Origin of the sequence: Pseudoduganella sp. R-43 (genome assembly GCF_049913255.1) — a bacterium.
GTDB lineage: Bacteria > Pseudomonadota > Gammaproteobacteria > Burkholderiales > Burkholderiaceae_D > Rugamonas.
This window is the reverse complement of record NZ_CP183988.1, coordinates 5,582,320-5,608,312: the sequence shown is the minus strand read 5'-3', so window position 1 is coordinate 5,608,312 and position 25,993 is coordinate 5,582,320. Positions and strand designations below refer to the sequence as shown.

Genomic DNA, 25,993 nt, shown 5'->3' with positions numbered 1-25,993 from the left:
GCAGCATAATGTCGCGTTGGCTCGCCCGAGCAGGTACAATGGCGGCCATGAAAAACATCGTCATCCTCATTTCCGGACGCGGAAGCAATATGGAAGCGGTGGTCCGTGCAGCCAAGGCCGAACAATGGCCCGCCCGCATTGCCGCCGTCATCAGCAATAAGGCGGACGCCAAGGGCCTCGAATTCGCGGCCTCGCACGGCATTCCGACCGCAGTAGTCAGCAACAAGGATTACCCTAGCCGCGAAGCATTCGATGCTGCGCTGCAGGAAGTCATCGACGGCTTCAGCCCCGACCTGGTGGTGCTGGCCGGCTTCATGCGCATCCTCACGCCGGGTTTCGTCAGCCACTACGAAAACCGCATGCTGAATATCCACCCATCGCTGCTGCCGCTGTTCCCAGGATTGCGCACGCATGAGCAGGCGCTGGCATCCGGCGCGGCCACGCACGGCGCCACCGTGCACTTCGTGACTGCCGAATTGGACCACGGTCCGCTGGTGGACCAGGTATCCGTGCCTGTCCTGCCGGGCGACACCGCCGACATGCTGGCGGCGCGCGTGCTGGAACAGGAATGGATCATGTACCCGCGTGCTATCCGCTGGTTCGTTGAAGGCCGATTGAGGGTCGAAGATGGCAAGGTCGATATTGACCGCAACTGAATAGAGAAAGAATACCATGCGTTTGCCACCATACGTCCTCACCAGCGCCGAAAACGTGCTGCGTGAAATCATGCGCTTCACCGCGCCGGCCGACACCACCCTGTCGCATTTCTTCAAATCGCACCCGAAGCTGGGCGGCCGCGAGCGCGGCGCCATTGCCGAATCCGTGTACGCCGTGCTGCGTAACAAAGCCTTCTTCACCGACCGCGCCGAAGCCGGTGCCGGCGGCGCCACCATGCGCCGCCTGGTGCTGCTGGGCATGGCCGATGCCGTCGGCATCGATGCGCTGCCGGGCCTGAGCGAAGAAGAATCCGAATGGCTGAAGCGCCAGCTGGAAATCGACCGCTCGCTGCTGCACAAATCGATGCGCGCGAACATGCCGAAGTGGCTGTTCGACAAGCTGGTCGCCCAATACGGCGAAGACGAAACCCTGGCTCTGGCCGACGCGCTGAACACCCCGGCGCCGCTGGACCTGCGCGTCAACGCCATGAAGACCGACCGCGATGCCGTGGTAGCCGAACTGGCGACTGCGCCCATCGTGGCCGAGCCGACGCCATTCGCCCCGCTGGGCCTGCGCCTGAAGAAAAAGCCGGCGCTGCAAAACCTGCCGCTGTTCAAGTCCGGCGCGATCGAAGTGCAGGACGAAGGCAGCCAGCTGCTGGCCCAGATCCTCGGTGCCAAGCGCGGCGAGATGGTGGTGGACTTCTGCGCCGGCGCCGGCGGCAAGACGTTGGCCCTGGGCGCGCAGATGCGCAATACCGGCCGCCTGTATGCCTTCGACGTCTCCGAAAAGCGTTTGAGCAAGCTCAAACCGCGCCTGGCGCGTTCCGGCCTGTCGAATGTGCACCCGGTCGCCATCGCGCACGAAAAGGACGCGAAGGTCAAGCGCCTTGCAGGTAAGATCGACCGCGTGCTGGTGGACGCGCCATGCTCCGGCATGGGCACGCTGCGCCGCAATCCCGACGTGAAGTGGCGCCAGCCGGAAGGTGCGATCGCCGAGATGCACGAGAAGCAGGTTTCGATCCTGGACGGCGCCGCGCGCCTGGTCAAAGGTGGTGGCCGCCTGGTGTACGCCACCTGCTCGCTGCTGGAGGAAGAGAACGACGCCGTCGCCAAGCAGTTCATCGAAACCCATCCGGATTTCGAGCTGGTCCCGATGTCCAAAGTACTGGCGGAACAAAAGATCGCCAACCTCGAGATGGGCGACTACCTGAAGCTGCTGCCGCACAAGCACCAGACCGACGGCTTCTTCGCCGCCGTCTTCGAACGCAAGCCTATGGCCAAGCCTGCCAAGGCCGACGAAGAGTAACAGCCCAGCGACCATAAGGAGAATTCCGAACGATGCCGTTAGCGAAATTGCTGGATGATTTGCTGGGGGATCTGCGCGATCCGAGCCTGATGTGGCAGGTGGGCGCGATCGCGCTGTCTGTCTTGCTGGGCTGGACCTTGTCGCGCTTCCTGTGGCGCGGCATGAAGGCGCGTACTGCGGACAACGGTGTGGCGCGCTTTGGCCTGGAGAGCTTCGGCCGCGTCGTCGGGCCCTTGCTCATCGTGGTGCTGCTGTGGGCCTCGCAGAAAGTGCTGGGCCGGATGCATTTCCACACCAATCTGGTCAATCTGGCGCTGCCGATTTTCAGCTCGCTCGCGGTGATCCGCTTCGGCTTTTACCTGCTGCGCCGCGTGTTTTCGCGCGGCGGCGTGGTAGGCGAGGGGATGCAGAATTTCGAGAAGGCTTTCCAGCTGCTGGTGTGGCTGGCCTTCGTGTTGTATATCACCGGCTTTTACCAGGACATCTTCGACTTCCTCGACGATACGCTGATCCCGCTCGGCAAGCACAAGGTGTCGATCGCCACCATACTGCAGGCGGCGGTATCGGTCGTGGTGCTGCTGCTGTTGGCCATGTGGGCTGGCGCGGCGCTCGAAGAGAAGCTGATGAACCTGCACACCATGCATTCCAACCTGCGCGTGGTGTTCGCGCGCATGGGCCGCGCGGTGCTGATCCTGGTGGCGGTGCTGGTCAGCCTGTCGCTGGTGGGCATCGACCTGACCGTGCTGTCGGTGTTTGGCGGTGCGCTGGGTGTCGGCCTCGGTCTTGGTTTGCAGAAGATCGCCAGCAACTATGTGTCGGGCTTCATCATCCTGCTGGACCGCAGCCTGACCATCGGCAACGTGATCACGGTGGACAAGTACACCGGCCAGGTCACCCAGATCAATACCCGCTACACCGTGCTGCAGGGGACCGATGGCGTTGAATCCATCGTGCCGAACGAAATGCTGGTGTCGGGGGCGGTGCAGAATTCTTCCCTGTCCAATCCGGCCGTGGTGATCATCACGCGCGTGACGGTTGGCTATGACAGCGATGTGGACTTCGTGCTCAAGCTGATGGAAGACGCGGCCCTCAGCATCGAGCGTGTCATGAAGGACAAGCCGCCGTCCGGCATGCTGCAAGCATTCGGGGCGGATGGCCTGGAGCTGGCGCTGGCTTTCTGGATTGCTGATCCGGAAAACGGGCGTGGCGGCGTGACCTCCGATGTCAATCGGGCAATCTGGAAGTCCTTGAAAGAAAACGGGATTTCTGTACCGTTCCCGCAACGTGAGATTCGCCTGCTGGGCCCTCTGCCGCAGCAGTCTGCCTAAAAAATAATCAGTGCCCAAGGGAAATCCTTCCTCAAATCACCCTCGAATGCGCGTACAATGACGCCTATTCGGAGTCCCTTCATTTGGAGTTGTAATGGATTTAAACGCAGTTCTCGATTTCATCAGCAATGGCGTAACTGGCCTCAGTGCCTGGGCGACGGTTGGCGTGACGCTGATCCTGACCCACATCACCATCGCCAGCGTGACGATCTTCCTGCATCGCCACCAGGCGCACCGCGCATTGGAACTGCACGCGATCCCTTCGCACTTCTTCCGCTTCTGGCTGTGGCTGACCACCGGCCAGGTGACCAAGGAATGGGCTGCCATCCACCGCAAGCACCACGCCAAGTGCGATACCGAAGAAGATCCGCACAGCCCGGTCACCAAGGGCATCAAGAAAGTGTTCTGGGAAGGCGCCGAGCTGTACCGCGCTGAATCCAAGAACAAGGAAACCATGGAGAAGTATGGCCACGGCACCCCTGACGACTGGATCGAGAAGAACCTGTACTCGCGCTTCAGCTGGCAGGGCGTGGCGCTGATGCTGATCATCGACTTCATCCTGTTCGGCGCCAAGGGCATTACCGTGTGGGCCGTGCAGATGCTGTGGATTCCTGTGACTGCAGCCGGCATCATCAACGGCATCGGCCACTGGTGGGGCTACCGCAATTACGACTGCTCCGATGCCGCGACCAACATCATCCCTTGGGGCATCATCATCGGCGGCGAAGAACTTCACAACAACCACCACACCTATGCGACTTCGGCCAAGCTGTCGTCCAAGTGGTATGAGTTCGACATCGGCTGGGGCTATATCCGCGCCATGGAAATGATCGGCATGGCCAAAGTGAAGAAGATGCCGCCGAAGCCCAAGTTCGACACCGCCAAGGTGAAGGCCGACTTCGAAACCCTGCAGTCCGTGATCGCCAACCGCTACGACGTGATGGCCAAGTACGCCAAGTCCGTCAAGCACGCCTGGAAGGAAGAACTGGCGCAGCTGAAGGACAAATCGCAGCTGGAATCGCGCTTCCTGAAGTCATCGCGCAAGCTGCTGCAGCGCGAGCCAGGCAAGCTGGAAGCCCCGCAGAAGCAGCAACTGGTGGAACTGTTCCAGCACTCGAAGGCGCTGGAAACCATGCACAATATGCGCGTGGAACTGGGCATGCTGTGGGAGCGTTCGCACTTCACCCGCGATGAGCTGGTGCAGAAGCTGCAAGACTGGTGCGAGCGTGCGGAGGCGTCGGGCATCAAGTCCCTGCAGGAATTCTCGATGCGCCTGCGCAGCTACGCGTAAGCCTGATCGACCCTTGCGACAAGACGGCCCTGCGGGGCCGTTTTGTTTTTGAGGAAAACCAAAGACCCCGGACGGAAGCGCAATTCGTGTTGGCGTGATCCCTGCCTTGCAGGTATGCTGTTGCCTTTCGGAAATTAATTCTATGGAGGCAGTTTTGAAACGCTTAATTTTGCCGCTGGCGTTAATGCTGGCCGGAAGTGCGCATGCGGCAGCGAACTGGCAAATCAAGCCGGAGGGCCTGGGTCCCTACAAGGTCGGCGCACGTTATGAAAACCTGGGCAAGACCTTTGGCGGCCTGGAAGCGGACTCGATGATCACGGAAGACAAGGTATGCCGCGTGGCGCGCTCCAAGCGTTACCCGAAAGTGGAAGTGACTTTTGTGAAGAAAGTGCTCGTTCGGGTCGACGTATCAGGGGGTTTTGGCGCCGATCGTGGCGTGCGGATCGGCGATCCGGTTTCCAAGCTGCAGCGGGTCTATGGCGACGCGGTCAGGCCGCATCCCCAGCATGCCGACTGGCTGATGGTGGAAACAGGCGACCGTGAGCTGGCTGTCCGCTACATCACGCTGGATGGGAAAGTGAAAGCGATCCACGCTGGAAAACGTCTCCAACTTCAGACAGAAGGTGGTTGTGACAAGTAAATAATGTTGCGAAAGAGTATTTACCAAAGAGATAATAAGTATTTTCACAACTTCTCTGAGGAAATATGAAATCTTTCGCTTCGCTGGGTTTGATGGTTGTTGCTGTTGCTGCATTGTCGGGTTGCGCCATGACGGCACCCAATTACACTCCCTCCATGGACAACGTCGCTACCCTGAACAATATGGGCGATGTGAAGGCCAAGGTCGGTGAATTCAGTGCGCCAGCCGGCACGGATACCCCGGTCACCCTGTCGATCCGCGGCAGTTCTATGTCCTCGCCGGTTGGCGGCAATTATGGCGCTTACGTAGCCGAAGCGCTGCGCCAGGAACTGTCCCTGGCCAACAAGCTGGTGGTTGGCTCCGACACCCTGGTGACCGGCAAACTCGAAAAGAATGCGCTGGATGCCTCCGGCTTCAGCACCGGTACCGCAAGTATTTCGGCCCGCTTTGTTGTCAGCAAGGGTGGCGTCTCCGTCTATGAAAGCGTGAAGACGGTCGATAACTCCTGGGAGTCGTCCTTCATCGGCGCCACGGCCATCCCAGCCGCAGTCACCGGTTACCACAATACCGTGCAAAAGCTGTTGGCTTCGCTGTATGCGGACCCTGAGTTCGTCAAAGCCATCAAGTAAAGAGAGCGGACCATGAAAAGTCTTAAGTTCGCATTCCTGCTGGCGGCGGCCGCGATCCTGACCGGTTGCGCGCACCCGGTAATGATTTCTCCCAAGCTCGATCAGATCGCCTTGCCAGCCGATGCCAAGCCGAAGAGCCAGGCCAAGGTGGCCTACTTTATCCCGGCCGACTTGCTGGCGCAGGAGGTCGTGACTCCGGGCGGCGGCGGCGACAAGGTCACCTCTTATCCATACCGCGACCTGGAGACCAGCTTCTACAAGATGCTGAGCAATGTGTTCGATGGCGCCATCAAGGTGAAAAGCGCCGATGATCGCGAGGCCATGGCAGCCAAAGGGATCAGCTACCTGATCACGCCGACCATTACGGTCAGCTCCGATTCGTCCAGCGCCTTCACCTGGCCGCCGACCGACTATACCGTCAACCTGCAATGCGAAATCAAGGACAAGAACGGCAAGCTGGTCGATACCAGGAAGGCGACCGGCAATGGCCAGGCCACATTCAGCGAATTCAAGGCAGATGTCGGACTGTCCGGAAAGCGCGCGGCCGAAGCTGCCATGCTGAAGATGCAGAACGAATTGCTCAATGCGCAATTGCCAGCGCTTAACTGAGCTGCTGCAGCCATAAAAAAACCGCCCCGAGGGGCGGTTTTTTGTTCGAACCGAAGATCGATTACTTGATCTTGGTTTCCTTGTACATCACGTGCTTGCGTGCTTTAGGATCGAACTTCATGATTTCCATTTTGGAAGGCATGGTGCGCTTGTTCTTGGTCGTGGTGTAGAAGTGACCAGTACCAGCGGTCGATTCCAGCTTGATCTTGTCGCGGCCAGTTTTTGCCATGATTCAGCTCCCTATTAAACTTTCTCGCCACGTGCACGCATGTCGGCCAGGACGGCGTCGATGCCGACCTTGTCGATTACGCGCAGACCGGCGTTAGACAGACGCAGGGAGACCCAGCGGTTTTCAGATTCAACAAAAATACGACGGTTCTGCAGGTTTGGCAGGAAACGACGCTTGGTTTTGTTGTTTGCGTGGGAAACATTGTTGCCGACCATCGGCTTCTTCCCAGTAACTTGGCAAACACGTGCCATGGCACACTCCTTGAATTACTTCCGAAATTGGAAAAACAAGAGTATATGGAAATTTCTCAAGATTTTCAAGCACTTGCGAAAAACAATTGTGTCACATTAAAACGCAAAATTTAACAATTAGATTTGACCATGTTCTGCGAAGGAATGCACTTGGTGCCCGGCAACGACAAAGTGGTCAAGAATCCGTATATCCACCAATGCCAAAGCCTGCACCAGCGCCCGTGTCAGCAGCACGTCCGACTCGCTCGGGGCGGGCGACCCTGACGGGTGGTTATGGGCCAGCATGACGGCTGCGGCATTGCGGGCCAGCGCTTCCCGCACCACCTCGCGTGGATAGACGCTGGTATGCGTGAGCGTGCCGCGAAACAATTCGCAGGCTTCGATCAGGCGGTTTTTGACGTCCAGGAACAGGACGTGGAAGGATTCATAAGGCTGGCCGGCCAGCGAGAGGCGCAGGAAGTCTTTCACGGCATGCGGCGAGGAAAGCTCTTCGCCGGCACTCATTTCCTCGGAGATCGCGCGGCGTGCCAGTTCTACTACAGCCTGCAGTTGGGCGTACTTGGCGGCGCCCAGGCCCGGCATGGCGGTGAAGTCGGCGCGGCTGGCGTGGATCAGGGCGCGCAGGGAGCCGAAGCGCCCCAGCAGGTCGGTCGCCAGCGCCACCGCATCCTTGCCGGGAATGCCGACCCGCAGGAAGATCGCCAGGAGCTCGGCGTCGGACAGGGCCTGCGGCCCGGCTTTTAACAATCGCTCGCGCGGGCGCAGTTGTTCGGGCCAGTCGGAAATTGCCATGGTCACCTCCGTCGCCCATTATCTGGCGCGGGAGGAGGGGGCAATTTGCGCTGGGTCAGGTTTTGCGCAGGTCTAGGGGCGGGCCGCAGCGCCGTGCGCCGCGCGATGGCTTACAATAGAGGTTTGCCCGTCACCAGAGTTGTTTCCATGTCTAACGTTGTCACTGCTTCGGCTTACCTCACCCTGCATTACCGCCTTGCCTCCCTGGATGGCGCCAATATCGTTTCCACCTTCGAAGGCAACCCTGCCACGTTGATGCTGGGCCAGGGCCAGTTGGCGCCTAACCTGGAAGCGCTGCTGATCGGCCTGCCTGAAGGCACGCACAAGGTGTTCGAACTGGCGCCGGGCGAAGGCTTCGGCCCGCGCAACCCGGACCTGGTGCAGGCCGTGTCCCGTGCTACGCTGGAAGAAAATTCCGATCCGGACAATGAATACAAGATTGGCGACCTGGTCGACTTCAACGCGCCCAAAGGCGGCCGCTTTGCCGGCGTGCTGCGCGAACTGCGCGACGACGTTGCCATCTTCGACTTCAACCACCCGCTGGCTGGCCAGCCGGTGAAGTTTGAAGTGAACCTTATCTCTGTGCTGTAAAAGAACATGGACAAAGAAATCCTCCTCGCCCAGCCGCGCGGCTTCTGCGCCGGCGTTGACCGCGCCATCGAGATCGTCGAGCGCGCGCTGCAGCAGTTTGGCGCGCCGATCTACGTGCGCCACGAAATCGTGCACAACGCCTATGTGGTGGAAGACCTGCGCGCCAAGGGCGCCATCTTCATCGAAGAACTGGACGATGTCCCGGCCGGCAATACCCTGGTGTTCTCGGCGCACGGCGTGTCGAAAGCCGTGCGTGCCGAAGCGGAATCGCGCGGCCTGTCGATCTTCGATGCCACCTGTCCGCTGGTGACCAAGGTGCACGTGGAAGTGGCCAAGATGCGCAAGCAGGGCTGCGAGATCATCATGATCGGCCACGACGGCCATCCTGAAGTCGAAGGCACCATGGGCCAGACCGACGAGGGCATGTACCTGGTCGAAACCGTGGAAGATGTGGCCGGCCTGCAGGTCAAGAATCCGGACCAGGTGGCCTATGTGTCGCAAACGACACTTTCCGTGGATGATACGGCACAAATCATCGAAGCCCTCAAGGCAAAATACCCGAATATTATTGAGCCGAAAAAAGGCGACATCTGCTACGCCACCACCAACCGCCAGGAAGCCGTGAAATTCATGGCGCCGCAGGTGGAAGTGGTGATTGTCGTGGGCTCGCCAAACAGCTCCAATTCGAACCGCCTGCGCGAAGTAGCGGAGAAGAAGGGCACGCCGGCCTATATGGTGGACAACGCGGCCCAGATCGATCCGGCCTGGCTGGAAGGCAAGCTGCGCGTCGGCGTTACCGCAGGTGCTTCGGCGCCGGAAGTGCTGGTTGATGCGGTCATCAACCGCCTGAAGGAACTGGGCGCGAAAAGCGTGCGTACCCTGGAGGGCGTCGAGGAAGCTGTGACTTTCCCGCTACCAAAAGGGCTTGAAGGACGCAGCGCATAAAATTTAATTTAGAATATTGCGGATTTTCCACGATTAGTTTTTCGGAAACCTCGCTATCATGGCGAACGCTTCCAAACGGCGGCACCACGAGGGAAACCTTGGGTGCCGTTTTTTATAGTTCTAAAGGGCATACTCGATGGATACCTTTATCCAACAAATTCTTAACGGCCTGGTGCTGGGCAGTATGTATGCGCTGGTCGCCCTCGGTTATACGATGGTGTACGGCGTGCTGAACCTGATTAACTTCGCCCACGGCGACGTGCTGATGATCGGCGCGATGATCGGCCTCTCCATCCTGAATTTGTTGGGCGTGTATGCGCCTGGCCTGCCAGGCTATGTCCAACTGGGCATCGCCATTATCGGCGCGATTCCGGCATGTATGCTCGTGAATATCCTGATCGAGCGCATCGCCTACCGCCGCTTGCGCAACGCGCCGCGCCTCGCTCCGCTGATCACCGCCATTGGCGTGTCCTACCTGCTCCAGACTTTCGCCATGATGATCTGGGGCCGCAACCCGCTGCCATTCCCGCAACTGCTGCCGACCGAACCAATCATGGTGGGCGGCGCCGTGATCACGGTGACCCAGGTGCTGCTGCTGGTGCTGGCTGCCATTTCGATGTTCGGCCTGGTGATGCTGGTGGAGCGCACCCGGATGGGGCGTGCAATGCGCGCCGTAGCCGAGAATCCGCGCGTGGCCGGCCTGATGGGCGTGGACTCGAACAAGATCATCGTCGCAACCTTCGCGATCGGCGCGGCACTGGCTGCCGTGGCAGGCGTGATGTGGGGCGCCAACTATGCCTCCATCCAGTTTGCGATGGGCTTCATGCCTGGACTGAAGGCTTTCTGCGCTGCGGTGCTGGGCGGTATCGGCAATATCTACGGCGCCATGATCGGCGGCATCGTGCTGGGCATTATCGAGGCTCTCGGCGCCGGCTATATCGGTGAACTCACCGGCGGGTTCCTGGGTTCGCACTACCAGGATATCTTCGCCTTCATCGTACTGATCCTGGTGTTGACGGTGCGTCCGTCCGGCATCATGGGCGAACGCGTGGCCGACCGCGCCTGATGGGGACGTGACTATGCTGAACTTTAACATTCAAAAAAATCCAAAGCAGGCCTACATCAGTATGGCGCTGCTGTTGGCCGCGTTGATCATCTTCCCGTTCGCGGCCGCCCCTTTCGGTAATTCGTGGGTGCGTATTGCCGACCTGGCGCTGCTGTACATCATGCTGGCCGTGGGCCTGAATATCGTGGTGGGCTTTGCCGGCCTGCTGGACCTGGGCTACATCGCGTTCTACGCGGTGGGCGCTTACATGACCGGCCTCCTGGCATCGCCGCAGTTCGCGACCGTGCTGGAATCGTTGATCAACATGAATCCCGCCGTTGGCGAGGCGCTGGCGGCAGTGTTGGGTGAAGACATCCGCACCAACGGCATTCACCTGTCGGTATGGGTGATCGTGCCGATGGCTGCTGCCCTGGCGGGCCTGTTCGGTGCGCTGCTCGGCGCGCCGACCCTGAAGCTGCGCGGCGACTACCTGGCCATCGTGACGCTGGGCTTCGGTGAAATCATCCGTATCTTCATGAACAACCTGAATGATCCGGTCAATATCACCAACGGCCCGCAGGGCATCAACCTGATCGACCCGATCCGCGTGTTCGGCGTGAACCTGGCCGGCGAGCAGGGCTCGCGCGCCACGGTGTTCATCGGCAGCTTCTCGATGCCTTCGGTGAACGCCTACTACTTCCTGTTCCTGGTGCTGACTATCGCGACTGTGTTTGTCACTTCGCGTCTGCAGCACTCGCGCCTGGGCCGTGCCTGGGTGGCGATCCGCGAAGACGAAATCGCGGCAAAGGCAATGGGCATCAATACGCGTAACGTGAAGCTGCTGGCGTTTTCGATGGGCGCAACCTTCGGCGGCGTGGCTGGAGCGATGTTCGCTTCCTTCCAGGGCTTCGTTTCGCCGGAATCGTTCTCGCTGACCGAGTCGATCGCGGTGCTGGCGATGGTGGTGCTGGGCGGCATCGGACATATTCCGGGCGTGGTGCTGGGCGGTGCGCTGCTGGCGGCGCTGCCGGAAATCCTGCGCCATGTGGTGGAACCGCTGCAAATGAAACTGTTCGGCAAAGTGCTGATCGAATCCGAAGTGCTGCGCCAGTTGCTGTACGGCTTGGCCATGGTGGTGATCATGCTGACCCGTCCTGCGGGCCTGTGGCCTTCGCCCAAGCATGAAGAGCGTCCGGATGCGGACTCGGACTCCAAAGGCCAGTCGACCGGCGTCATGGCAGCATGAGGTTAGTAGAGATGAACGAACAAGTAATCCTGAATATCGAAGGCGTCAACAAGCGCTTCGGCGGCCTGCAGGCGCTGACCGACGTGCGCATCAAGATCAACAAGGGCCAGATCTACGGCCTGATCGGTCCCAACGGCGCCGGCAAGACCACGTTCTTCAACGTGATCACCGGCCTGTACCAGCCGGACACCGGCACCTTCGAGCTGGCCGGCAAGCCATACTCGCCATCCGCTCCGCACGCGGTAGCCAAGGCAGGCATTGCCCGCACCTTCCAGAACATCCGCCTGTTCGGTGAAATGACCGCGCTGGAAAACGTGATGGTGGGGCGCCACGTGCGCTCGCACCAGGGCGTGTTCGGCGCCATCTTCCGCCACAAGGCTGCGCGTGAAGAAGAGGCGGCAATCCGCAAACGCGCCCAGGAGCTGCTGGACTTCGTCGGCATCGGCCAGTTTGCCAGCCGTACCTCGAAGTACCTGTCATACGGCGACCAGCGCCGCCTGGAGATCGCCCGTGCACTGGCGACCGATCCGCAGTTGCTGGCGCTGGACGAACCGGCGGCCGGCATGAACGCGACCGAGAAACTGGCGCTGCGCGAACTGCTGGTCAAGATCAAGAACGAAGGCAAGACCGTGCTCCTGATTGAGCACGACGTGAAGCTGATGATGGGCCTGTGCGACCGCATCAGCGTGCTGGAATACGGCAAGCTGATTGCCGAAGGCTTGCCCGCCGAAATCCAAAGCAATAAAGCAGTGATTGAAGCCTATCTGGGAGGAGCGCACTGATGGGCGCCAATGTACTGAAAGTTTCGGGCCTGAAGGTCGCCTACGGCGGCATCAAGGCAGTCAAGGGAATCGACCTGGAAGTCAACGAAGGCGAACTGGTCACCCTGATCGGCGCCAATGGCGCCGGCAAGACCACCACGCTGAAGGCGATCACAGGCACCCTGCCGCCGTGCAAAGTGGAGGGCACCGTGGCCTATATGGGCCAGTCGCTGAAAGGCTCGCAGTCCTTCCACCTGGTGGAGAAAAAGCTGGCGATGGTGCCGGAAGGCCGTGGCGTGTTCACCCGCATGACCATCACCGAAAACCTGATGATGGGCGCCTACACCATGAACGACAAGGCCGCGATTGCAGCTGATATCGAGAAATGGTTCGGCGTGTTCCCGCGCCTGAAAGAACGTGCTTCGCAGCTGGCCGGCACCCTGTCCGGCGGCGAGCAGCAGATGCTGGCCATGGCGCGCGCGCTGATGTGCCATCCGCACCTGCTGCTGCTGGACGAGCCTTCAATGGGCCTGTCGCCGATCATGGTCGAGAAGATCTTCGAAGTGATCCGCGACGTGCACAAGCAGGGCATCACCATCCTGCTGGTGGAACAGAACGCCAAGCTGGCGCTGCAAGCGGCCAACCGTGGCTATGTCATGGAATCCGGCTCGGTCACCATGACCGGCAACGCGGAAGACATGCTGCACGACCCGCGCGTCAAGGCCGCCTACCTCGGCGAATAATACTGAAGAGCCCGTGTCACACCTTGGGGGCTGACCCCACGGTGTGACACGGGCTCTTCAGTTTACGCGAGCAGGGCGGCGAAGCGTTCGATGTCGACGTTGCCGCCGCTGATCAGCACACCCACGCGCTTGCCGCGCAGTTCTTCCCTCATCTTTCGTGCTGCCGCGAAGCCCAGGCAGCCGGTCGGCTCGACGACGATCTTCATGCGCGAGGCGAAGAAGCGCATCGCGTCCACCAGTTCCGCATCGCTGACGGTCAGGATGTCGTCCACGTCGCGCTGGATGATGGGGAAGGTCAGCGAGCCGAGGTGCTGCGTTTGCGCGCCATCGGCGATCGTCTTCGGCGTATCGATATGCACGATCGAGCCGCTGCGGAACGATTGCTGCCCGTCGTTGCCGGCTTCCGGCTCCACGCCGTACAGCTTGCACTTCGGCGACAGTGCGCGCGTCGCCAGCGCGGAACCCGAGAGCAGGCCGCCGCCGCCCAGGCAGACGAAGAAGTAATCAAGCTCGCCCACTTCCTCGAACAGTTCCTTGGCCGCAGTGCCCTGGCCGGCAATCACGTCGGCATGGTCGTAAGGCGGAATCAGCGTCATGCCCTTTTCTTCAGCCAGCTTGCGGCCGATGGCTTCGCGGTCTTCCTTGTAGCGGTCATACGTCACCACGTTGCCGCCGTAGCCGCGCGTGGCGGCGATCTTCGATGCCGGGGCGTCTTCGGGCATGATGATCGTGGCCGGAATGCCCAGCAGCTTCGCCGACAACGCAATCGCCTGCGCGTGGTTGCCGGACGAGAAGGCTACCACGCCAGCCTTGCGCTGCGCCTCGTTGAAGCGCGAGAGGGCGTTGAAGCCGCCGCGGAACTTGAAGGCGCCCATGCGCTGCATGTTCTCGGCCTTGAAGAAAATCTCCGCGCCCAATTCTTCGTTGGCGGTGCGGGAGGTCAGCACTGGCGTGCGGTGAGCGTGGCCTTCAATGCGGCCGGCTGCCGCGACGACGTCTTCGTATGTGATGCTCATGGTTCTCCTTCCTTACCAGGGCCAGGGGATGTTCTGGCCCATGTCGTTGGCGAGGGCGCGCTCATATAGCATGCGCACCGTGGTGAGGTCCTGCAGGGCGATGCCCGTCATGTCAAAAATCGTGATGTCGCCCGGCGCGCGTGGCGCTGCGCCCGCACGTGCCGCGATCAGTTCGCCAAGTTCTGCTGCCGGCAGCTCGCTGGCCCATTGCAGTTCGCCGATGTGCCGCGCCTGCGGCAGGTCGTCGGCCCATACGCGGGAGCGCTCCAGCAGCCCCGCGGGCAGCTCGCGCTTGCCTTGCGTGTCGGCGCCGACAGCGTTGATGTGTGTTCCCGCGCGCACTGCATCTGCACTGAACAGCATGCTGTGGCCAGGTGTTGTCGTGATGATTACGTCCGATGCCGCAACTGCTGCATCTGCAGCCGCAGTGCGAGCGCCGCCAGCCAATGCGACCTCGCAGCGCCCGGCGAACAGCGCTTCGAATGCAGGGGCTTGCCGGCCATCGGAACTCACATATCGCACGCGCTTGAGGGAGGGCAGGGCGTGCAGCGCATACTCCACATGTCCACGCGCTTGCACACCAGTGCCGAACACGCACAACTGTTCGCTATCGGCTCGCGCCAACAGCTGAAGCCCAAGCGCGCCTGCAGCAGCGGTGCGTGCGGTCGTCACAGCGTTACCGTCGGCGATGCATAGCGGGCGGCCGGTGCGCGGGTCGATCAGCATGATGGTCGCCTGGTGCGCGTCGCCGCCAGCCTCGCGATTGGCAGGCCAGAAACCAGCGGCTTTAAATCCCAGCAGCTCTTGCGATGGCGCATCGCCAGACTTGATGCCGAACACCGCGCTCCCTGGCAGCTCTTCACGCACCAATGGGAAGACGCGCGCGGCACGCGCTGCGTGCAAGGCAAAGGCTTCGCGCACGGCAGCGTACACGTCGTCCGGTTGCAGCAGCGCGGCGACGACGTCGCGGTCCAGTATCAACAGGCGGGCATCGTTATTTCGCATAGTTGTAGACCGTGGCGCGGGAGACGCCCAAGTGGGCTGCGATGGTTTCCATCGAGCGCCGCATTTCCAGTAGGCCTGCGTCGCCCAGTTCACGCAGCAGGGCGCGGCGGTCGTCGGCCTTCAGTGCGCGCGGCGTGGTGGAAAGGCGTGCGGCGAATTGTTCGATATGCGCGCGGATCGCATCTGCACCCGCCGCCGGGGCGAGCGACTCGATCACTGCTGCGGCCGGGTCGATGTTACTGAACTGGCCCAGCATCGCCTGCAGGCTGCGGAACAGGTTCAGGTCCACGTTCATGCAAAGCGCTGCAATGTACTGGCCATCGCTGTCCTTGATGCCGACGGAAGTGCTCTTTGCGGGGCGGCCGTCGGGGAAGGTGTTGGGGTAGTTGGCCAGCACTTGCGGGAACGCCGGATCGGCAATCCGCGCCAGGCCCAGCTCCGTCGCCGGTTCGCCAACCGTGCGGCCGGACAGGTTGTTATGGATGGCCAGCACGGCATGACCCGGATCGAGCAAGTCGTGCAGCACCACTTCAGTGAATGGCGCCAGCGTCCGGCCAAGTCCATCGGCCACATGCTTGATCTGGTCCAGCAGATGCTGCTGTTCGGGAGTGCGTTTTGTCATTAAGACAGATTATCTCGTTTTAGATTAAATGTAAACGAGGCCGCGCTTGGTTGGGCAACTGATCCAGCGGCGTAAACAAAAAAAGCCCCGGACTTTGCCGGGGCTCGGGAAGGACACCCGCTGAGAGGAAACCACGGATGCCGAGGAGACCTGCGTACAGCGATGCCGCCGGCCGCTGGGGCCGGCGGGTAGATCAATTACTGCTTCTTGGCGCCGTTGGCCGCAGCAGCGGTGAACTGGTTCACGGCAGCGTTCACGTTGGCTTCGAAGGTTTCAGCAGCAGCCTTGGCGCTCTTGGTGAACTGCTCGTAGCCGGCGTTGGCGTTGTTCAGGGCGGACTTGAACAGGGCCACGGCGCTTTCGCTGCCGGCTGGGGCGTTCTTGCTCACTTCGTCAACCAGGGAGATCACCTTGCGGTTGGTCTCGGCGATCTGGCTTTCGGCGGCCTTGCTGAATTCAGCGCCGGTGCCGGTTGCGATCGATGCCAGGTGACGGCCGTAAGCGATGGCTTTCTCTGCAACTGGCTGGGCCTGGGCAGCGGTCAGCGTGAAGAACTCTTGCGGGTCCTTGGCAGCCAGCAGCTGCTTGGTAGCGACCGACGATTCTTCCAGCGATGCCTTGGCAGCGGTGATGTTCAGATCGACGAACTTCTCAACGCCTTCGAAGGCTTTGTTGGTCAGCGAAGAAAAGAGTGCGAATTGGCTTTCGAAGTTTGCCTTGGTGGCATTAGAAAACTGCTCAGGAATCGCAAACATTTGACTCTCCAAATAAGTGAATTAGTCGTTGGAACTTGATGTTTCTGCAACGGAAAACAACGCATTGTGCAACGCAACAAAGGCGATTATCCGGGTTCGGGAATCAAAGTCAAGCAGTTTTTGTGCATTGCACAAAGTAACCAACTTCCTGTTGGTAAAGGGTTTCTGGCCAGAAAAGTCATAATTATTGCTGCCCAGCAGGGCATTTGGCCTCGGTGCTAGAATCGCCGGATGCGCTCCCTCTTTTCTCCTATCCCCTTATTCTTCGTTTTCCTCTGGAGTACCGGGTTTATTGTGGCCCGCTATGGCCTGCCTTATGCGCCTCCTCTGACCTTCCTGCTGCTGCGCTTCCTGGGTGTGTTGGCGATCCTGGCGCCGGCCGTGTTGGTGCTGCGCGCGCCGTGGCCGAAAGGGAAGGTTGGCCATGTGGCGGCCGCCGGCCTGTTGCTGCAGGCCGGCTACCTGAGTGGAGTCTGGTGCGCCATCAAACTCGGCATGCCGGCCGGGCTGTCAGCCCTCATCGTGGGCATGCAACCTATCCTGACGGCTTTTGCTGCACCGTTGATTGGTGAGCGGGTGCGTCCGCGCCAATGGCTTGGACTGGCATTCGGACTGGGCGGGGTGGCCCTGGTCGTTTACGCGAAGATCACGCTGGTTGGACTCAGTTGGCAGGCGATTGCATTGGCTGTCTTCGCCTTGTTGTCGATTACGGCCGGTACGCTCTATCAAAAGCACTTTTGTCCCAAGTTCGACCTGCGCACTGGCACCGTGATCCAGTTCGCCACTTCGTTTGCCGCGGTCCTGCCTTTTGCCTGGCTGCTGGAAGACATGGATTCGATTCGGTGGACGCCGCAATTCCTTGGCGCCTGGGCCTGGTCCGTGCTCGCCCTGTCCATCGGTGCGATCTTCCTCCTGTTTGCGCTGATCCGCCGCAGCGACGCGACCCAGGTCACAAGCCTGCTCTATTTGACACCGCCCGCCACGGCCATCATGGCCTGGGCCATGTTCGGCGAAGTCCTGAACTGGATGGGCGTTGCCGGTATGGCGCTCGCAGTGGTTGGAGTAATATTTGTGGTTAAGCAACCCAGATAGGCGAATCATGATCAGCTCCCCAGCACAGCAGGCCGTCGACGCGGCCATCACCTCGCGCCGTTCGATCCGCGCATTCCTGCCAACCCCGGTGCCGCGCGAAGATATCGAAGCCATCCTGGAAGTGGCTGCACGCGCACCGTCCGGCACCAATACCCAGCCCTGGCAAGTCTATGTGTTGACTGGCGCCATGAAGGAAGCCCTGTCCGCCAAGATCCTGGCCGCCTATGCCGACCCCGAGCAGAACAAGCTGCACAGCGAGGAATATGCGTACTACCCGCGCGAATGGGTCTCGCCCTACATCGACCGCCGCCGCAAGGTAGGCTGGGACCTTTACGCGCTGCTTGGCCTGACGCGGGAGAACAAGACCGGCATGGCTGCCCAGCATGGCCGCAATTTCGAGTTCTTCGATGCGCCGGTTGGCATGATCTTTACCATCGACCGCATCATGGAACAAGGGTCCTGGCTCGATTATGGAATGTTTTTGCAAAATATCATGGTGGCCGCGCGCGGCCGCGGACTCGATACCTGCCCGCAAGCGGCTTTCACCCAGTACCACCGCATCATCAGCGAGGTGCTGGGCCTGCCGGCCAGCGAAACTGTTGTATGCGGGATGTCGCTTGGTTTTGCAGATAGTGGCAAAATTGAAAACACGTTGGTTACCGAGCGCGAGCCGATTGCCAAATTTGTTAAATTTATGGAGTGAACAAGCTTTCGTTGTAGCCCCGCATCACTATGGGAAATGTGTATTGTGGGGCTGAAAACATTGGTGAAGAAAAGTCCGATTTTGCTTGCGCAGTAAACTGATTTTGCTACACTGCAACTAGCGATTCTGCTGTTTCACACCGGGGAATGACGAATGAACAAACTTGCTATCAGCGTGCTTGTGTCCTTGCTTTGCGCATCGGCTTCAATTGGATCTGCACAAGCGGCCGTCAAGAAAGCTGGTACCCGTTACGCTGCCCCGGCGACGAAATCCCAAATGGTCAAGCGCAGCGTCATTGTGCGTGGCCGTAACAAGATCGTTTACCAGCGCGTGACCAAGGTGCCCGACGTCAGCCGTCCGACCATGGGCGACCTGGCGGGCCTGAACCTGACGCGTGATCCGCTGGACCTGAAATCGAACGTGGCCCTGGTCCTGGACCAGGCCAACTCTGAAGTCCTGTTTGAAAAGAACGCCGGCGTGGCTTTGCCGATCGCCTCGATCACCAAGATGATGACCGGCCTGGTGGTGGTGGAAGCCAACCAGGACCTGGATGAAGAGCTGACCGTGACCGACGAAGACGTCGACCGCGAGAAATTCAGCTCGTCCCGCCTGAAAGTGGGCGACCGCCTGACCCGCCGCAATATGCTGCACATCGCGCTGATGAGTTCGGAAAACCGCGCTGCCTCCGCCCTGGGGCGCAACTATCCGGGCGGCTTGCCGGCTTTCGTGCAGGCGATGAATGAAAAGGCGCAGTCGCTGGGCATGAACGACACCCATTATGTCGATTCCAGCGGCCTGTCCAAGATGAATGTGGCCAGCGCACGCGACCTGGCCAAGCTGGTGCAGGCTGCATACGAGCACCCGATCCTGCGCGAATTCTCGACCGACCCGAAAGCCGTGGTGGAAAACAGCGGCCGTCCGGTAACCTTTGGCACCACCAACCGCCTGGTAGCGCCGAACTCGGGCTGGGAAATCGGCTTGCAGAAAACCGGCTTCATCAACGAAGCCGGCCGTTGCATGATCATGCAGGCCATGATTGAAGGCCGCGCCGTCATCATGGTGCTGCTGGATGCCAAGGGCACCGCAGCACGTGTGGCCGACGCCACCCGCATGAAGAAGTGGTTGGCCGCGCTCAAGCCAACCTTCGGTGAAAACGTCAGCGGCGCCAGCACCAGCGCCCAGTCTTACTCGGGTATGTAACCCAGGGTTGCGGAGATCTGGTTGGCGGTATTGACCAGGTCTTCCAGCCAATCATCCTGCAGCCGGTCCGCCGGCGCGGAAATCGACAAGCCTGCTACCAGTTTGCCGGAATCGTCGCGGATGCCGGCCGCCATGCAGCGCACGCCCAGTTCCAGTTCCTCATTGTCACGTGCATAGCCGCGTGCGCGCACCAGGCTCAGTTCGCGCTCGAGGCGGGCCAGGTCGGTAATCGAATTCTTGTTGTGGCCGGCCAGCCCGGTGCGGGTGGCATAGGCACGGATCGCCTTTGGCTCGTCCACCGACAGGAACAGCTTGCCGGTCGACGTCAGGTGCAGCGGGCCGCGAGCGCCGATGGCGCGTACCACCTGCATGCCCGAGCGTTCGGAGTAGGCACGGTCGATGTAGACGATCTCGTCACCCTGGCGTACAGACAGGTTGATGGTCTGCTGTGTTTTCTTGTGCAGGGCACGCATCGAATCGAGCGCAGCTTCGCGCACCGACAGGCGGCTCTTCACCACATTTCCGAGTTCCAGCAGGCGCATGCCGAGGCGGTAGGTGCCGGGCTCGACACGGTCGACAAAGCGGGTCACCACCAGGTCGTTCAGGATACGGTGGGCGGTGGAAGGGTGCAGGCCGGAGACCTTGGAAAGCTCCTTCAGGCTGACCGGATCGGGGTATTTCGCCAGGGCGTCAAGCAGGGCCGTCATGCGGTCAATGACCTGGATGGTCGTTTTCGGCTCCTGCGGGGGCAGGGTTTCGCTTTTCATGATGTGGTTGGTGCAGTGCGGTATAAGCAGACTTATTTATACCATGATGTGAAAAAAATGGGAATTCTGTCGCTATAATCCGTGTCCATGGAACCTACTAGTGAATTTAAAAGCAAGAGCGGCATGAAACGCATTTTTTCGGCCTTTTTTTACTCCCTCGAAGGCCTGCAGACCGCCATCCGCTCTGAACACGCCTTCCGCCAGGAACTCTTCGTTTTCGTGGTCGGCACCATTGCTGCCCTGTTGTTGCCTGTTTCTGCCTTCCAAAAACTGGTGTTGATTGGCAGCATGGTCATCGTGCTGATCGTCGAGCTCATCAATTCTGCGATTGAAGCCGTGGTGGACCGCGTTTCGCTGGAACGCCACCCCTTGTCCAAGAATGCCAAGGACTTTGGCAGCGCCGCCGTGCTGCTGGCTTGCCTGCTGTCGGGCGCAACCTGGCTGGTGGTGCTGGTCAATCGCTTCTATTAATTACTTTCCGGTATAACGAACGAAGAAAACATTCGTTCGCATTTATATAAGGGGCAGTTAATCTGGCATCTCCAAACACCAAAGGGGAAACCAGATGCTGTCCAGGAAACTGATTGCCGCCGCCTTGTTCGCCACTGCCGCAGTGGCGCAGGCTGCCGACGTGAGCTTGCTCAACGTCTCCTACGACCCAACCCGCGAACTGTACCAGGACGTCAACACCGCCTTCGCGAAGGAATGGAAAGCCAAGACCGGCGACAACGTGAAGATCAAGCAGTCGCACGGCGGCTCGGGCAAGCAGGCACGCGCCGTGATCGACGGCCTGGAAGCCGATGTGGTCACCCTGGGCCTGGCCTACGACATCGATGCGATCGCCGAAAGGGGCCTGGTGAACAAGGACTGGCAGAAGCGCCTGGCCCATAACGCCACCCCCTACAGCTCCACCATCGTTTTCCTGGTCCGCAAGGGCAACCCGAAAGGCATCAAGGACTGGAACGACCTGGTCAAGCCTGGTGTCGCAGTGATCACCCCGAATCCCAAGACTTCCGGCGGCGCCCGCTGGAACCACCTGGCCGCTTACGGCTACGCCTTGCGCCAGCCTGGCGGCAGCGATGCCACGGCCCGCGAATTCCTGAAAAAACTGTACAAGAACGTACCCGTGCTCGATTCCGGCGCGCGTGGCGCCACCACCACCTTTGTGGAGCGCGGCATCGGCGACGTGCTGATCGCCTGGGAAAACGAAGCCCTGCTGGCGATCAAGGAACTTGGTCCGGACAAGGTGGAAATCGTGGCGCCTTCGGTGTCGATCCTGGCCGAACCGCCGGTCGCTGTGGTCGATAAAGTGGTCGACAAGCGCGGCACGCGCAAAGTGGCCGAGGCCTACCTGAACTTCCTGTACACCGACCAGGCCCAGGCCATCATCGCCAAGAACTACTACCGCCCGGGCATCGAGAAAGAGGCGAAGAAGTACGCCGCCCAATTTCCGAACGTGAAGCTGTTCAAGATCACCGACGTCGCCGGCGACTGGACCACCGCGCAGAAAACGCACTTTGCCGACGGCGGCGTGTTCGACCAGATCTACCAGCCAGGCGCCAAGGTCGCCGGCCAATAACACGCAACGGAGGGCCGCATGGCGATCCAACAACTGAACCAATTCCGCGTCCTGGTCGCGCCAGGCCTGCATAACAGCGGGCCCGATCACTGGCAATCCCGCTGGCAGCGCCTGTACCCGCGCTTCCAGCGGGTAGAGCAGAAGCGCTGGAGCGATCCGGTCCTGCTGCGCTGGGCCGATCGCCTGGATGAAGTACTGGACGAGGACCGCCGCCCGACCCTGATCGTTGCACACAGTTTCGGCTGCCTCACCACCGCATTGAGCCTGTCGCGTTCAACCTCCCCCCACGTGGCGGGCGTCTTGCTGGTGGGGCCTGCCGATCCCGACAAGTTCCAGGTCAGCTCCTTGCTGCCGCACGGCGAACTGCCTTGCCCATCGATCATGGTGGCCAGCACCAACGACCCGTGGATGACGGTGGAGAAAGCCGAGACCTGGGCGGAGCGCTGGGGCAGCGACTTCGTCAACGCCGGAGCGCTGGGGCATATCAACGCTGAATCGGGCTTGGGCGACTGGCGGTTTGGCCAGCGCCTGCTGCAAGTCCTGGCGCAGCGCGCATCGAATTTAACAACGGAGAAGAAGAATGAGTTTACGCCTTGGCGATACCGCACCGGACTTCGAACAGGATTCCAGCATTGGCAGCATCAGGTTTCATGAATGGGCAGGCGATTCCTGGGTCGTCCTGTTCTCGCATCCCGCCGACTTCACGCCGGTCTGCACCACTGAACTGGGCCTGACCGCCAGGCTGAAGCCGGAATTCGACAAGCGCCACGTCAAGGCCATCGCGCTCTCGGTCGACCCGGCCGACAAGCACAAGGAATGGATCAAGGATATCGAGGAGACGCAGCAAACCGTTGTCGGTTTCCCGATCATCGCTGACGCCGACCGCAAGGTGGCCGAGTTGTACGACATGATCCACCCCAACCAGTCGGCCACTGCCACCGTGCGCTCGCTGTTCGTGATCGACCCGGCCAAAAAGGTACGGCTGCAGATCACCTATCCGCTCAGCACTGGCCGCAACTTCGATGAAGTGCTTCGCGTGATCGATGCCCTGCAACTGACGGACGGGTACACCGTCGCCACCCCGGGCAACTGGAAAGATGGCGACGACGTGATCATCCCGCTCACCGTGCAGGATCCGGAAGTGATCAAGCAGAAGTACCCGGCAGGCTACAAGGCCCCGCGTCCTTATTTGCGCATTACGCCGCAACCAAACAAGTAAGTTCGCGAAAGACTAGTGCAAATGCTCTGGAAGGCGCCCTTCGGGGCGCTTTTTTTCCTTCAGCATTTCGCGCAGCGCCGCGATCTCGTTGCGCGCGCTGACGATGCACTGGGGATTGTTCTTGCCGCCTGGCGGGGCGAATTCGACAGCCGCCAGGATGCTGGCCTGGATGGCGGACAGTTTGTCGAAGGCTGCCAGCGGTAGGCCCGCATCTTCGAAGTCGGCCATCAGGTGCTTGGCGGTGCAGTAGACAGTGGCCTTTTCGAACTTGGTATAGGCCTGCAAGGCCATTTCGGTCAGGTCGCACAAACGGTCGGTCAGCAACAGAGCATCAGTCATCACACTTCCTCCCTTGGATCGCTTGGGAACAATGTAGCACTTGGTTGAATACAAGCCAATAGCCTTGCAGCTGTTCCATTCATGCAACGTTGGCAGCTGATTCACTTGTCATAAATGAATTATTTCTTTGTGAGTTCAATTGTGCGAGGTTAGTATTTTTTCGCGGCACCAAATAAAAATCGTTAGAGAGATCGGAATTCCTATGAAACGCACCCTCATCGCCAGTGCTGTTTTACTGGCAACATCGCAAGCTTACGCACAAACCGCCGCTCAACCAGCCGCCGAAGAACAGCAGACCGTGGTCGTGCTGGGCTCGCGCGCAACCGCCAAGACCGCGCTGGATACCGCCGCGCCGGTTGGCCTGATCAACGCCAAGGATTTGCAGACTGCCGGCCCGCTGGAACTGGGCAAGCTGCTGCAGACCCTGGACCCGTCGTTCAACTTCTCCACCACCTTCATCAGCGACGGTACCGACATCATTCGCCCTGCGACCCTGCGCTCGCTCGGCCCTGACCAATTGCTGGTGCTGGTGAACGGCAAGCGCCGCCACCAGCAGGCGCTGGTCAACGTGCAGCAGACCATCGGTCGCGGTTCGGCCGGTACCGACATTAATGCGATTCCGCTGTCGGCCATCCACCACATCGAAGTGCTGCGCGACGGCGCGGCCGCCCAGTACGGCTCGGACGCGATTGCCGGCGTGATCAACATCGTGCTGAAGTCGAACGTGAACGAGACTGCCCTCAGCGGCCAGGTCGGCACCACCAAGGAAGGCGACGGCGACATGGTCTCCGGCAGCGTGAACCGCGGCTGGGCGCTGGGCGAAGACGGCGGCTACATCAACCTGTCCCTGGAAGGCCGCAAGCGCGACGAAACCAACCGCGCCGGCCCAGACTCGCTGCGCGTCAATCCACCGCGCGTGACCCAACGCATCGGCGACAGCGACGCCAGGGATGCCTACCTGTGGTGGAACGCGGCGCTGCCGGTCGACAAGGCCAGTGAGTTTTACAGCTTCGGCGGCGTATCCAAGCGCAAGGGCGATTCGTCCGGCTTCTTCCGCTCCAAAGGCGATGGCCGCAACGTGCCTGCTGTTTATCCGGAAGGCTTCCTGCCGAACATTCGCACCACCGTGAAGGATGCATCGTTCGCCTTCGGCTATCGCCGCGACCTGCCGAACGACTGGAAGGCCGACATCAGCATCAACCACGGCATGAGCGAGCTCGATTTCCACGAGAAGCAGACCATCAACGTCTCCTACTGGTACGAGCCGAAACCGGGCGGCGGCATCTACGCCGAGTCCCCGTTCGAAGCCGACACCGGCAAGCTGAAATTCAACCAGACCACCTTCAACGCCGACGTGAAGGGGCCGGTCAAATTCGGCAGCGAAGAAGTGTTCGTGGCGACCGGCTTCGAATACCGCCGTGACAACTACGAGATTGTCGCAGGCGATCCGGTGTCCTACCAATACGGCCGCACCAACAACCCTGCAATCACCATCCTGAACCAGAATGGCGGCGTAGCGGCTTCCGGCACCCAGGGCTTCCCTGGCTATACCCCGGCCACCGCAGTGGACGAGGGCCGCCACAACATCGCCCTGTTCCTTGACACCGAATACCATCCGGTCAAGGACCTGCTGCTGGGCGCCGCCGTGCGCTACGAGAAGTACTCCGACTTCGGCAACACCGTCACCGGCAAGTTCAGCGCGCGCTGGGACCCGACCAAGCAATTCGGCCTGCGCGGCAGCGTATCGTCCGGCTTCCGCGCGCCAGGCGTGCAGCAGAAGTTCTACAGCTCGGTATCGACCAACCTGAACCAGGCTGGCCAACTGACCGAAACCCTGACCGCGCGCGAGGGCAGCGCTGTGACGACAGCGCTGGGCATCAAGCCGCTGAAGGAAGAAACCTCGCGCAATGCCTCGGTGGGCATGGTGCTGCGTCCAGCGTCGAACATGTCGCTGACCGCTGACTTGTACCAGATCAAGATCAAGGATCGCATCGTGTTTTCCAGCGAGATCTCGCCAGAAGCCGGCGGCGGCCCGATCGCCAACGTGCTGAACCCGCTGGGCGTCGGCCAGGCGCAGTTCTTTACCAACGCAGTCGACACCAAGACTCGCGGCCTGGACATTGTTGCCGACCACACCACCAAGTTCACCTCGTCGACGCTCGTGCTGTCCGGCCAGTTAGGCTTCAACAAGACCGAAGTGACCAAACGCCACTCGCCATCCAGCTTGCTGACCGGCGATCAGTTGTTCAACCAGGCGCAGGTGACTTTGATCGAACGTGGCCAGCCCCGCAAGCACCACGTTGTTGCAGCCGACTACACCATCGGCCAATGGAATGTGAATGCCCGCGCCAACTACTACGGCGAAGTGCAGGGCGAAGGTTTCAGCCCGCTGCAAACCTGGGACGCGAAATGGATCGTCGACTCGAGCATTCGTTACAGCTTTAGCAAGAAGACCACCCTGGCCTTCGGCGTCAACAACCTGTTCGACACTTACCCATCCGAATGGACCAATGGCGGCGACTTCCCGAAACTGGGCTTCAAGTACTGCTGGGAAACCTGCCCATTCGGCGTGAATGGCCGGTCGATGTACCTGAAGTTCGATACCGCTTTCTAAGCAAGTTGGTACTTCCC

At 60.5% G+C, this 25,993-nt stretch carries 30 protein-coding genes; 21 read left to right on the top strand and 9 right to left on the bottom strand.

Annotation, left to right across the window (positions count from 1 at the left end; all coding sequences use genetic code 11):
* Positions 1-47: 47 nt before the first annotated feature.
* From purN to ACN9M3_RS25545, 7 genes are all read left to right on the top strand, one after another.
* Positions 48-656, top strand: coding sequence for a phosphoribosylglycinamide formyltransferase (purN, locus tag ACN9M3_RS25575; protein WP_426323854.1), 609 nt, complete (start codon positions 48-50; stop codon positions 654-656).
* 16 nt (positions 657-672) lie between these two features.
* Positions 673-1,965 carry an RsmB/NOP family class I SAM-dependent RNA methyltransferase gene (locus tag ACN9M3_RS25570; RefSeq protein WP_426319017.1) on the top strand — a complete coding sequence of 431 codons (1,293 nt, stop codon included), beginning with the start codon at positions 673-675 and terminating at the stop codon, positions 1,963-1,965.
* A 32-nt stretch (positions 1,966-1,997) separates the two neighbouring features.
* Entirely contained in the window at positions 1,998-3,293 is a 1,296-nt protein-coding gene (locus tag ACN9M3_RS25565; protein WP_426163994.1) for a mechanosensitive ion channel family protein, read from the top strand.
* A 94-nt stretch (positions 3,294-3,387) separates the two neighbouring features.
* Entirely contained in the window at positions 3,388-4,584 is a 1,197-nt protein-coding gene (locus tag ACN9M3_RS25560) for a DesA family fatty acid desaturase (RefSeq protein WP_426319016.1), read from the top strand.
* A 154-nt stretch (positions 4,585-4,738) separates the two neighbouring features.
* The gene (locus ACN9M3_RS25555; RefSeq protein WP_426163989.1) at positions 4,739-5,224 is read left to right on the top strand and encodes a hypothetical protein; all 486 of its coding nucleotides are present in this window, start codon (positions 4,739-4,741) and stop codon (positions 5,222-5,224) included.
* A 65-nt stretch (positions 5,225-5,289) separates the two neighbouring features.
* The gene (locus ACN9M3_RS25550; protein WP_426163987.1) at positions 5,290-5,853 is read left to right on the top strand and encodes a hypothetical protein; all 564 of its coding nucleotides are present in this window, start codon (positions 5,290-5,292) and stop codon (positions 5,851-5,853) included.
* Between the two features lie 12 nt (positions 5,854-5,865).
* Positions 5,866-6,462 (top strand): hypothetical protein, encoded by a 597-nt coding sequence (locus ACN9M3_RS25545; protein WP_426319015.1) that lies wholly within the window; start codon positions 5,866-5,868, stop codon positions 6,460-6,462.
* Positions 6,463-6,523: 61 nt separating this feature from the next.
* Here ACN9M3_RS25545 and rpmG read toward each other — a convergent pair whose 3' ends face one another.
* The 3 genes from rpmG to radC all read right to left on the bottom strand — a co-directional run bounded on the left by rpmG (position 6,524) and on the right by radC (position 7,734).
* Positions 6,524-6,694 carry a 50S ribosomal protein L33 gene (gene rpmG, locus ACN9M3_RS25540; RefSeq protein WP_028101815.1) on the bottom strand — a complete coding sequence of 57 codons (171 nt, stop codon included), beginning with the start codon at positions 6,692-6,694 and terminating at the stop codon, positions 6,524-6,526.
* An 11-nt stretch (positions 6,695-6,705) separates the two neighbouring features.
* Positions 6,706-6,942 carry a 50S ribosomal protein L28 gene (gene rpmB / locus ACN9M3_RS25535; protein WP_008451488.1) on the bottom strand — a complete coding sequence of 79 codons (237 nt, stop codon included), beginning with the start codon at positions 6,940-6,942 and terminating at the stop codon, positions 6,706-6,708.
* Positions 6,943-7,059: 117 nt separating this feature from the next.
* Positions 7,060-7,734 (bottom strand): RadC family protein, encoded by a 675-nt coding sequence (gene radC / locus ACN9M3_RS25530; RefSeq protein ID WP_426163980.1) that lies wholly within the window; start codon positions 7,732-7,734, stop codon positions 7,060-7,062.
* A 147-nt stretch (positions 7,735-7,881) separates the two neighbouring features.
* Between radC and ACN9M3_RS25525 the strand changes: the two genes are divergently transcribed.
* From ACN9M3_RS25525 to ACN9M3_RS25500, 6 genes are all read left to right on the top strand, one after another.
* The gene (locus ACN9M3_RS25525; RefSeq protein ID WP_426163978.1) at positions 7,882-8,325 is read left to right on the top strand and encodes an FKBP-type peptidyl-prolyl cis-trans isomerase; all 444 of its coding nucleotides are present in this window, start codon (positions 7,882-7,884) and stop codon (positions 8,323-8,325) included.
* Between the two features lie 6 nt (positions 8,326-8,331).
* Entirely contained in the window at positions 8,332-9,270 is a 939-nt protein-coding gene (gene ispH, locus ACN9M3_RS25520; protein ID WP_426163976.1) for a 4-hydroxy-3-methylbut-2-enyl diphosphate reductase, read from the top strand.
* Between the two features lie 136 nt (positions 9,271-9,406).
* Positions 9,407-10,336: a branched-chain amino acid ABC transporter permease gene (locus tag ACN9M3_RS25515; RefSeq protein ID WP_426163973.1), complete on the top strand. Its 930-nt coding sequence runs from the start codon at positions 9,407-9,409 to the stop codon at positions 10,334-10,336.
* Between the two features lie 61 nt (positions 10,337-10,397).
* Entirely contained in the window at positions 10,398-11,561 is a 1,164-nt protein-coding gene (locus ACN9M3_RS25510) for an ABC transporter permease subunit (RefSeq protein ID WP_426319014.1), read from the top strand.
* An 11-nt stretch (positions 11,562-11,572) separates the two neighbouring features.
* Positions 11,573-12,343, top strand: a complete 771-nt coding sequence (locus ACN9M3_RS25505) for an ABC transporter ATP-binding protein (RefSeq protein WP_426163969.1) — start codon at positions 11,573-11,575, stop codon at positions 12,341-12,343.
* Positions 12,343-13,065, top strand: coding sequence for an ABC transporter ATP-binding protein (locus ACN9M3_RS25500; protein WP_426163967.1), 723 nt, complete (start codon positions 12,343-12,345; stop codon positions 13,063-13,065). The genes ACN9M3_RS25505 and ACN9M3_RS25500 overlap by 1 nt, the downstream gene beginning before the upstream one ends.
* A 62-nt stretch (positions 13,066-13,127) precedes the next feature.
* On the opposite strand, the gene ACN9M3_RS25495 is transcribed toward ACN9M3_RS25500, so the two are convergent.
* The 4 genes from ACN9M3_RS25495 to phaP all read right to left on the bottom strand — a co-directional run bounded on the left by ACN9M3_RS25495 (position 13,128) and on the right by phaP (position 16,463).
* Positions 13,128-14,081 (bottom strand): threo-3-hydroxy-L-aspartate ammonia-lyase, encoded by a 954-nt coding sequence (locus tag ACN9M3_RS25495; RefSeq protein ID WP_426163965.1) that lies wholly within the window; start codon positions 14,079-14,081, stop codon positions 13,128-13,130.
* A 12-nt stretch (positions 14,082-14,093) separates the two neighbouring features.
* Positions 14,094-15,086, bottom strand: a complete 993-nt coding sequence (locus ACN9M3_RS25490; protein WP_426319013.1) for an ornithine cyclodeaminase family protein — start codon at positions 15,084-15,086, stop codon at positions 14,094-14,096.
* Positions 15,076-15,708, bottom strand: a complete 633-nt coding sequence (locus tag ACN9M3_RS25485; RefSeq protein WP_426319012.1) for a helix-turn-helix transcriptional regulator — start codon at positions 15,706-15,708, stop codon at positions 15,076-15,078. The genes ACN9M3_RS25490 and ACN9M3_RS25485 overlap by 11 nt, the downstream gene beginning before the upstream one ends.
* 197 nt (positions 15,709-15,905) lie before the next feature.
* Positions 15,906-16,463 carry a TIGR01841 family phasin gene (gene phaP, locus ACN9M3_RS25480; RefSeq protein WP_426163959.1) on the bottom strand — a complete coding sequence of 186 codons (558 nt, stop codon included), beginning with the start codon at positions 16,461-16,463 and terminating at the stop codon, positions 15,906-15,908.
* Positions 16,464-16,694: 231 nt separating this feature from the next.
* Here phaP and ACN9M3_RS25475 point away from each other — a divergent pair, with 231 nt between their 5' ends.
* The 3 genes from ACN9M3_RS25475 to ACN9M3_RS25465 all read left to right on the top strand — a co-directional run bounded on the left by ACN9M3_RS25475 (position 16,695) and on the right by ACN9M3_RS25465 (position 19,458).
* A complete protein-coding gene (locus ACN9M3_RS25475; RefSeq protein ID WP_426319011.1) occupies positions 16,695-17,555 on the top strand; it encodes a DMT family transporter in 861 nt (286 codons plus the stop codon).
* A 7-nt stretch (positions 17,556-17,562) separates the two neighbouring features.
* Positions 17,563-18,258, top strand: coding sequence for a nitroreductase (locus tag ACN9M3_RS25470; protein ID WP_426319010.1), 696 nt, complete (start codon positions 17,563-17,565; stop codon positions 18,256-18,258).
* Positions 18,259-18,411: 153 nt separating this feature from the next.
* On the top strand, positions 18,412-19,458 hold the full coding sequence (locus ACN9M3_RS25465) for a serine hydrolase (RefSeq protein WP_426319009.1): 1,047 nt from the start codon (positions 18,412-18,414) through the stop codon (positions 19,456-19,458).
* Here the strand turns inward: ACN9M3_RS25465 and ACN9M3_RS25460 are convergent.
* Positions 19,443-20,225, bottom strand: a complete 783-nt coding sequence (locus ACN9M3_RS25460) for an IclR family transcriptional regulator (RefSeq protein ID WP_090441755.1) — start codon at positions 20,223-20,225, stop codon at positions 19,443-19,445. The genes ACN9M3_RS25465 and ACN9M3_RS25460 overlap by 16 nt on opposite strands.
* Positions 20,226-20,312: 87 nt before the next feature.
* Between ACN9M3_RS25460 and ACN9M3_RS25455 the strand changes: the two genes are divergently transcribed.
* The 4 genes from ACN9M3_RS25455 (at position 20,313) to ACN9M3_RS25440 (ending at position 23,023) form a co-directional block, all read left to right on the top strand.
* Positions 20,313-20,696: a diacylglycerol kinase gene (locus ACN9M3_RS25455; protein ID WP_426319008.1), complete on the top strand. Its 384-nt coding sequence runs from the start codon at positions 20,313-20,315 to the stop codon at positions 20,694-20,696.
* Between the two features lie 94 nt (positions 20,697-20,790).
* On the top strand, positions 20,791-21,804 hold the full coding sequence (locus tag ACN9M3_RS25450; RefSeq protein ID WP_426319007.1) for a sulfate ABC transporter substrate-binding protein: 1,014 nt from the start codon (positions 20,791-20,793) through the stop codon (positions 21,802-21,804).
* 18 nt (positions 21,805-21,822) lie between these two features.
* Entirely contained in the window at positions 21,823-22,458 is a 636-nt protein-coding gene (locus ACN9M3_RS25445; RefSeq protein WP_426319006.1) for an RBBP9/YdeN family alpha/beta hydrolase, read from the top strand.
* Positions 22,385-23,023: a peroxiredoxin gene (locus tag ACN9M3_RS25440; protein ID WP_426163944.1), complete on the top strand. Its 639-nt coding sequence runs from the start codon at positions 22,385-22,387 to the stop codon at positions 23,021-23,023. Before ACN9M3_RS25445 ends, ACN9M3_RS25440 begins: the two co-directional genes overlap by 74 nt.
* 12 nt (positions 23,024-23,035) lie before the next feature.
* Here the strand turns inward: ACN9M3_RS25440 and ACN9M3_RS25435 are convergent, their stop codons facing one another.
* Positions 23,036-23,362, bottom strand: coding sequence for a hypothetical protein (locus tag ACN9M3_RS25435; protein ID WP_426163942.1), 327 nt, complete (start codon positions 23,360-23,362; stop codon positions 23,036-23,038).
* A gap of 202 nt (positions 23,363-23,564) precedes the next feature.
* Here ACN9M3_RS25435 and ACN9M3_RS25430 point away from each other — a divergent pair, with 202 nt between their 5' ends.
* Complete coding sequence (locus ACN9M3_RS25430) at positions 23,565-25,976, top strand: TonB-dependent receptor plug domain-containing protein (protein ID WP_426319005.1); 2,412 nt, start codon at positions 23,565-23,567, stop codon at positions 25,974-25,976.
* Positions 25,977-25,993: the final 17 nt, after the last annotated feature.

Coding starts and splice junctions, on each gene's coding strand:
- purN (WP_426323854.1), top strand. CDS start 48: ATGAAAAACATCGTCATCCTCATTTCCGGACGCGGAAGCAATATGGAA.
- ACN9M3_RS25570 (WP_426319017.1), top strand. CDS start 673: ATGCGTTTGCCACCATACGTCCTCACCAGCGCCGAAAACGTGCTGCGT.
- ACN9M3_RS25565 (WP_426163994.1), top strand. CDS start 1,998: ATGCCGTTAGCGAAATTGCTGGATGATTTGCTGGGGGATCTGCGCGAT.
- ACN9M3_RS25560 (WP_426319016.1), top strand. CDS start 3,388: ATGGATTTAAACGCAGTTCTCGATTTCATCAGCAATGGCGTAACTGGC.
- ACN9M3_RS25550 (WP_426163987.1), top strand. CDS start 5,290: ATGAAATCTTTCGCTTCGCTGGGTTTGATGGTTGTTGCTGTTGCTGCA.
- ACN9M3_RS25545 (WP_426319015.1), top strand. CDS start 5,866: ATGAAAAGTCTTAAGTTCGCATTCCTGCTGGCGGCGGCCGCGATCCTG.
- rpmB (WP_008451488.1), bottom strand. CDS start 6,942: ATGGCACGTGTTTGCCAAGTTACTGGGAAGAAGCCGATGGTCGGCAAC.
- radC (WP_426163980.1), bottom strand. CDS start 7,734: ATGGCAATTTCCGACTGGCCCGAACAACTGCGCCCGCGCGAGCGATTG.
- ACN9M3_RS25525 (WP_426163978.1), top strand. CDS start 7,882: ATGTCTAACGTTGTCACTGCTTCGGCTTACCTCACCCTGCATTACCGC.
- ispH (WP_426163976.1), top strand. CDS start 8,332: ATGGACAAAGAAATCCTCCTCGCCCAGCCGCGCGGCTTCTGCGCCGGC.
- ACN9M3_RS25515 (WP_426163973.1), top strand. CDS start 9,407: ATGGATACCTTTATCCAACAAATTCTTAACGGCCTGGTGCTGGGCAGT.
- ACN9M3_RS25510 (WP_426319014.1), top strand. CDS start 10,398: ATGGCGCTGCTGTTGGCCGCGTTGATCATCTTCCCGTTCGCGGCCGCC.
- ACN9M3_RS25505 (WP_426163969.1), top strand. CDS start 11,573: ATGAACGAACAAGTAATCCTGAATATCGAAGGCGTCAACAAGCGCTTC.
- ACN9M3_RS25500 (WP_426163967.1), top strand. CDS start 12,343: ATGGGCGCCAATGTACTGAAAGTTTCGGGCCTGAAGGTCGCCTACGGC.
- ACN9M3_RS25495 (WP_426163965.1), bottom strand. CDS start 14,081: ATGAGCATCACATACGAAGACGTCGTCGCGGCAGCCGGCCGCATTGAA.
- ACN9M3_RS25490 (WP_426319013.1), bottom strand. CDS start 15,086: ATGCGAAATAACGATGCCCGCCTGTTGATACTGGACCGCGACGTCGTC.
- ACN9M3_RS25485 (WP_426319012.1), bottom strand. CDS start 15,708: ATGACAAAACGCACTCCCGAACAGCAGCATCTGCTGGACCAGATCAAG.
- phaP (WP_426163959.1), bottom strand. CDS start 16,463: ATGTTTGCGATTCCTGAGCAGTTTTCTAATGCCACCAAGGCAAACTTC.
- ACN9M3_RS25475 (WP_426319011.1), top strand. CDS start 16,695: ATGCGCTCCCTCTTTTCTCCTATCCCCTTATTCTTCGTTTTCCTCTGG.
- ACN9M3_RS25470 (WP_426319010.1), top strand. CDS start 17,563: ATGATCAGCTCCCCAGCACAGCAGGCCGTCGACGCGGCCATCACCTCG.
- ACN9M3_RS25465 (WP_426319009.1), top strand. CDS start 18,412: ATGAACAAACTTGCTATCAGCGTGCTTGTGTCCTTGCTTTGCGCATCG.
- ACN9M3_RS25460 (WP_090441755.1), bottom strand. CDS start 20,225: ATGAAAAGCGAAACCCTGCCCCCGCAGGAGCCGAAAACGACCATCCAG.
- ACN9M3_RS25455 (WP_426319008.1), top strand. CDS start 20,313: ATGGAACCTACTAGTGAATTTAAAAGCAAGAGCGGCATGAAACGCATT.
- ACN9M3_RS25450 (WP_426319007.1), top strand. CDS start 20,791: ATGCTGTCCAGGAAACTGATTGCCGCCGCCTTGTTCGCCACTGCCGCA.
- ACN9M3_RS25445 (WP_426319006.1), top strand. CDS start 21,823: ATGGCGATCCAACAACTGAACCAATTCCGCGTCCTGGTCGCGCCAGGC.
- ACN9M3_RS25440 (WP_426163944.1), top strand. CDS start 22,385: ATGAGTTTACGCCTTGGCGATACCGCACCGGACTTCGAACAGGATTCC.
- ACN9M3_RS25435 (WP_426163942.1), bottom strand. CDS start 23,362: ATGACTGATGCTCTGTTGCTGACCGACCGTTTGTGCGACCTGACCGAA.
- ACN9M3_RS25430 (WP_426319005.1), top strand. CDS start 23,565: ATGAAACGCACCCTCATCGCCAGTGCTGTTTTACTGGCAACATCGCAA.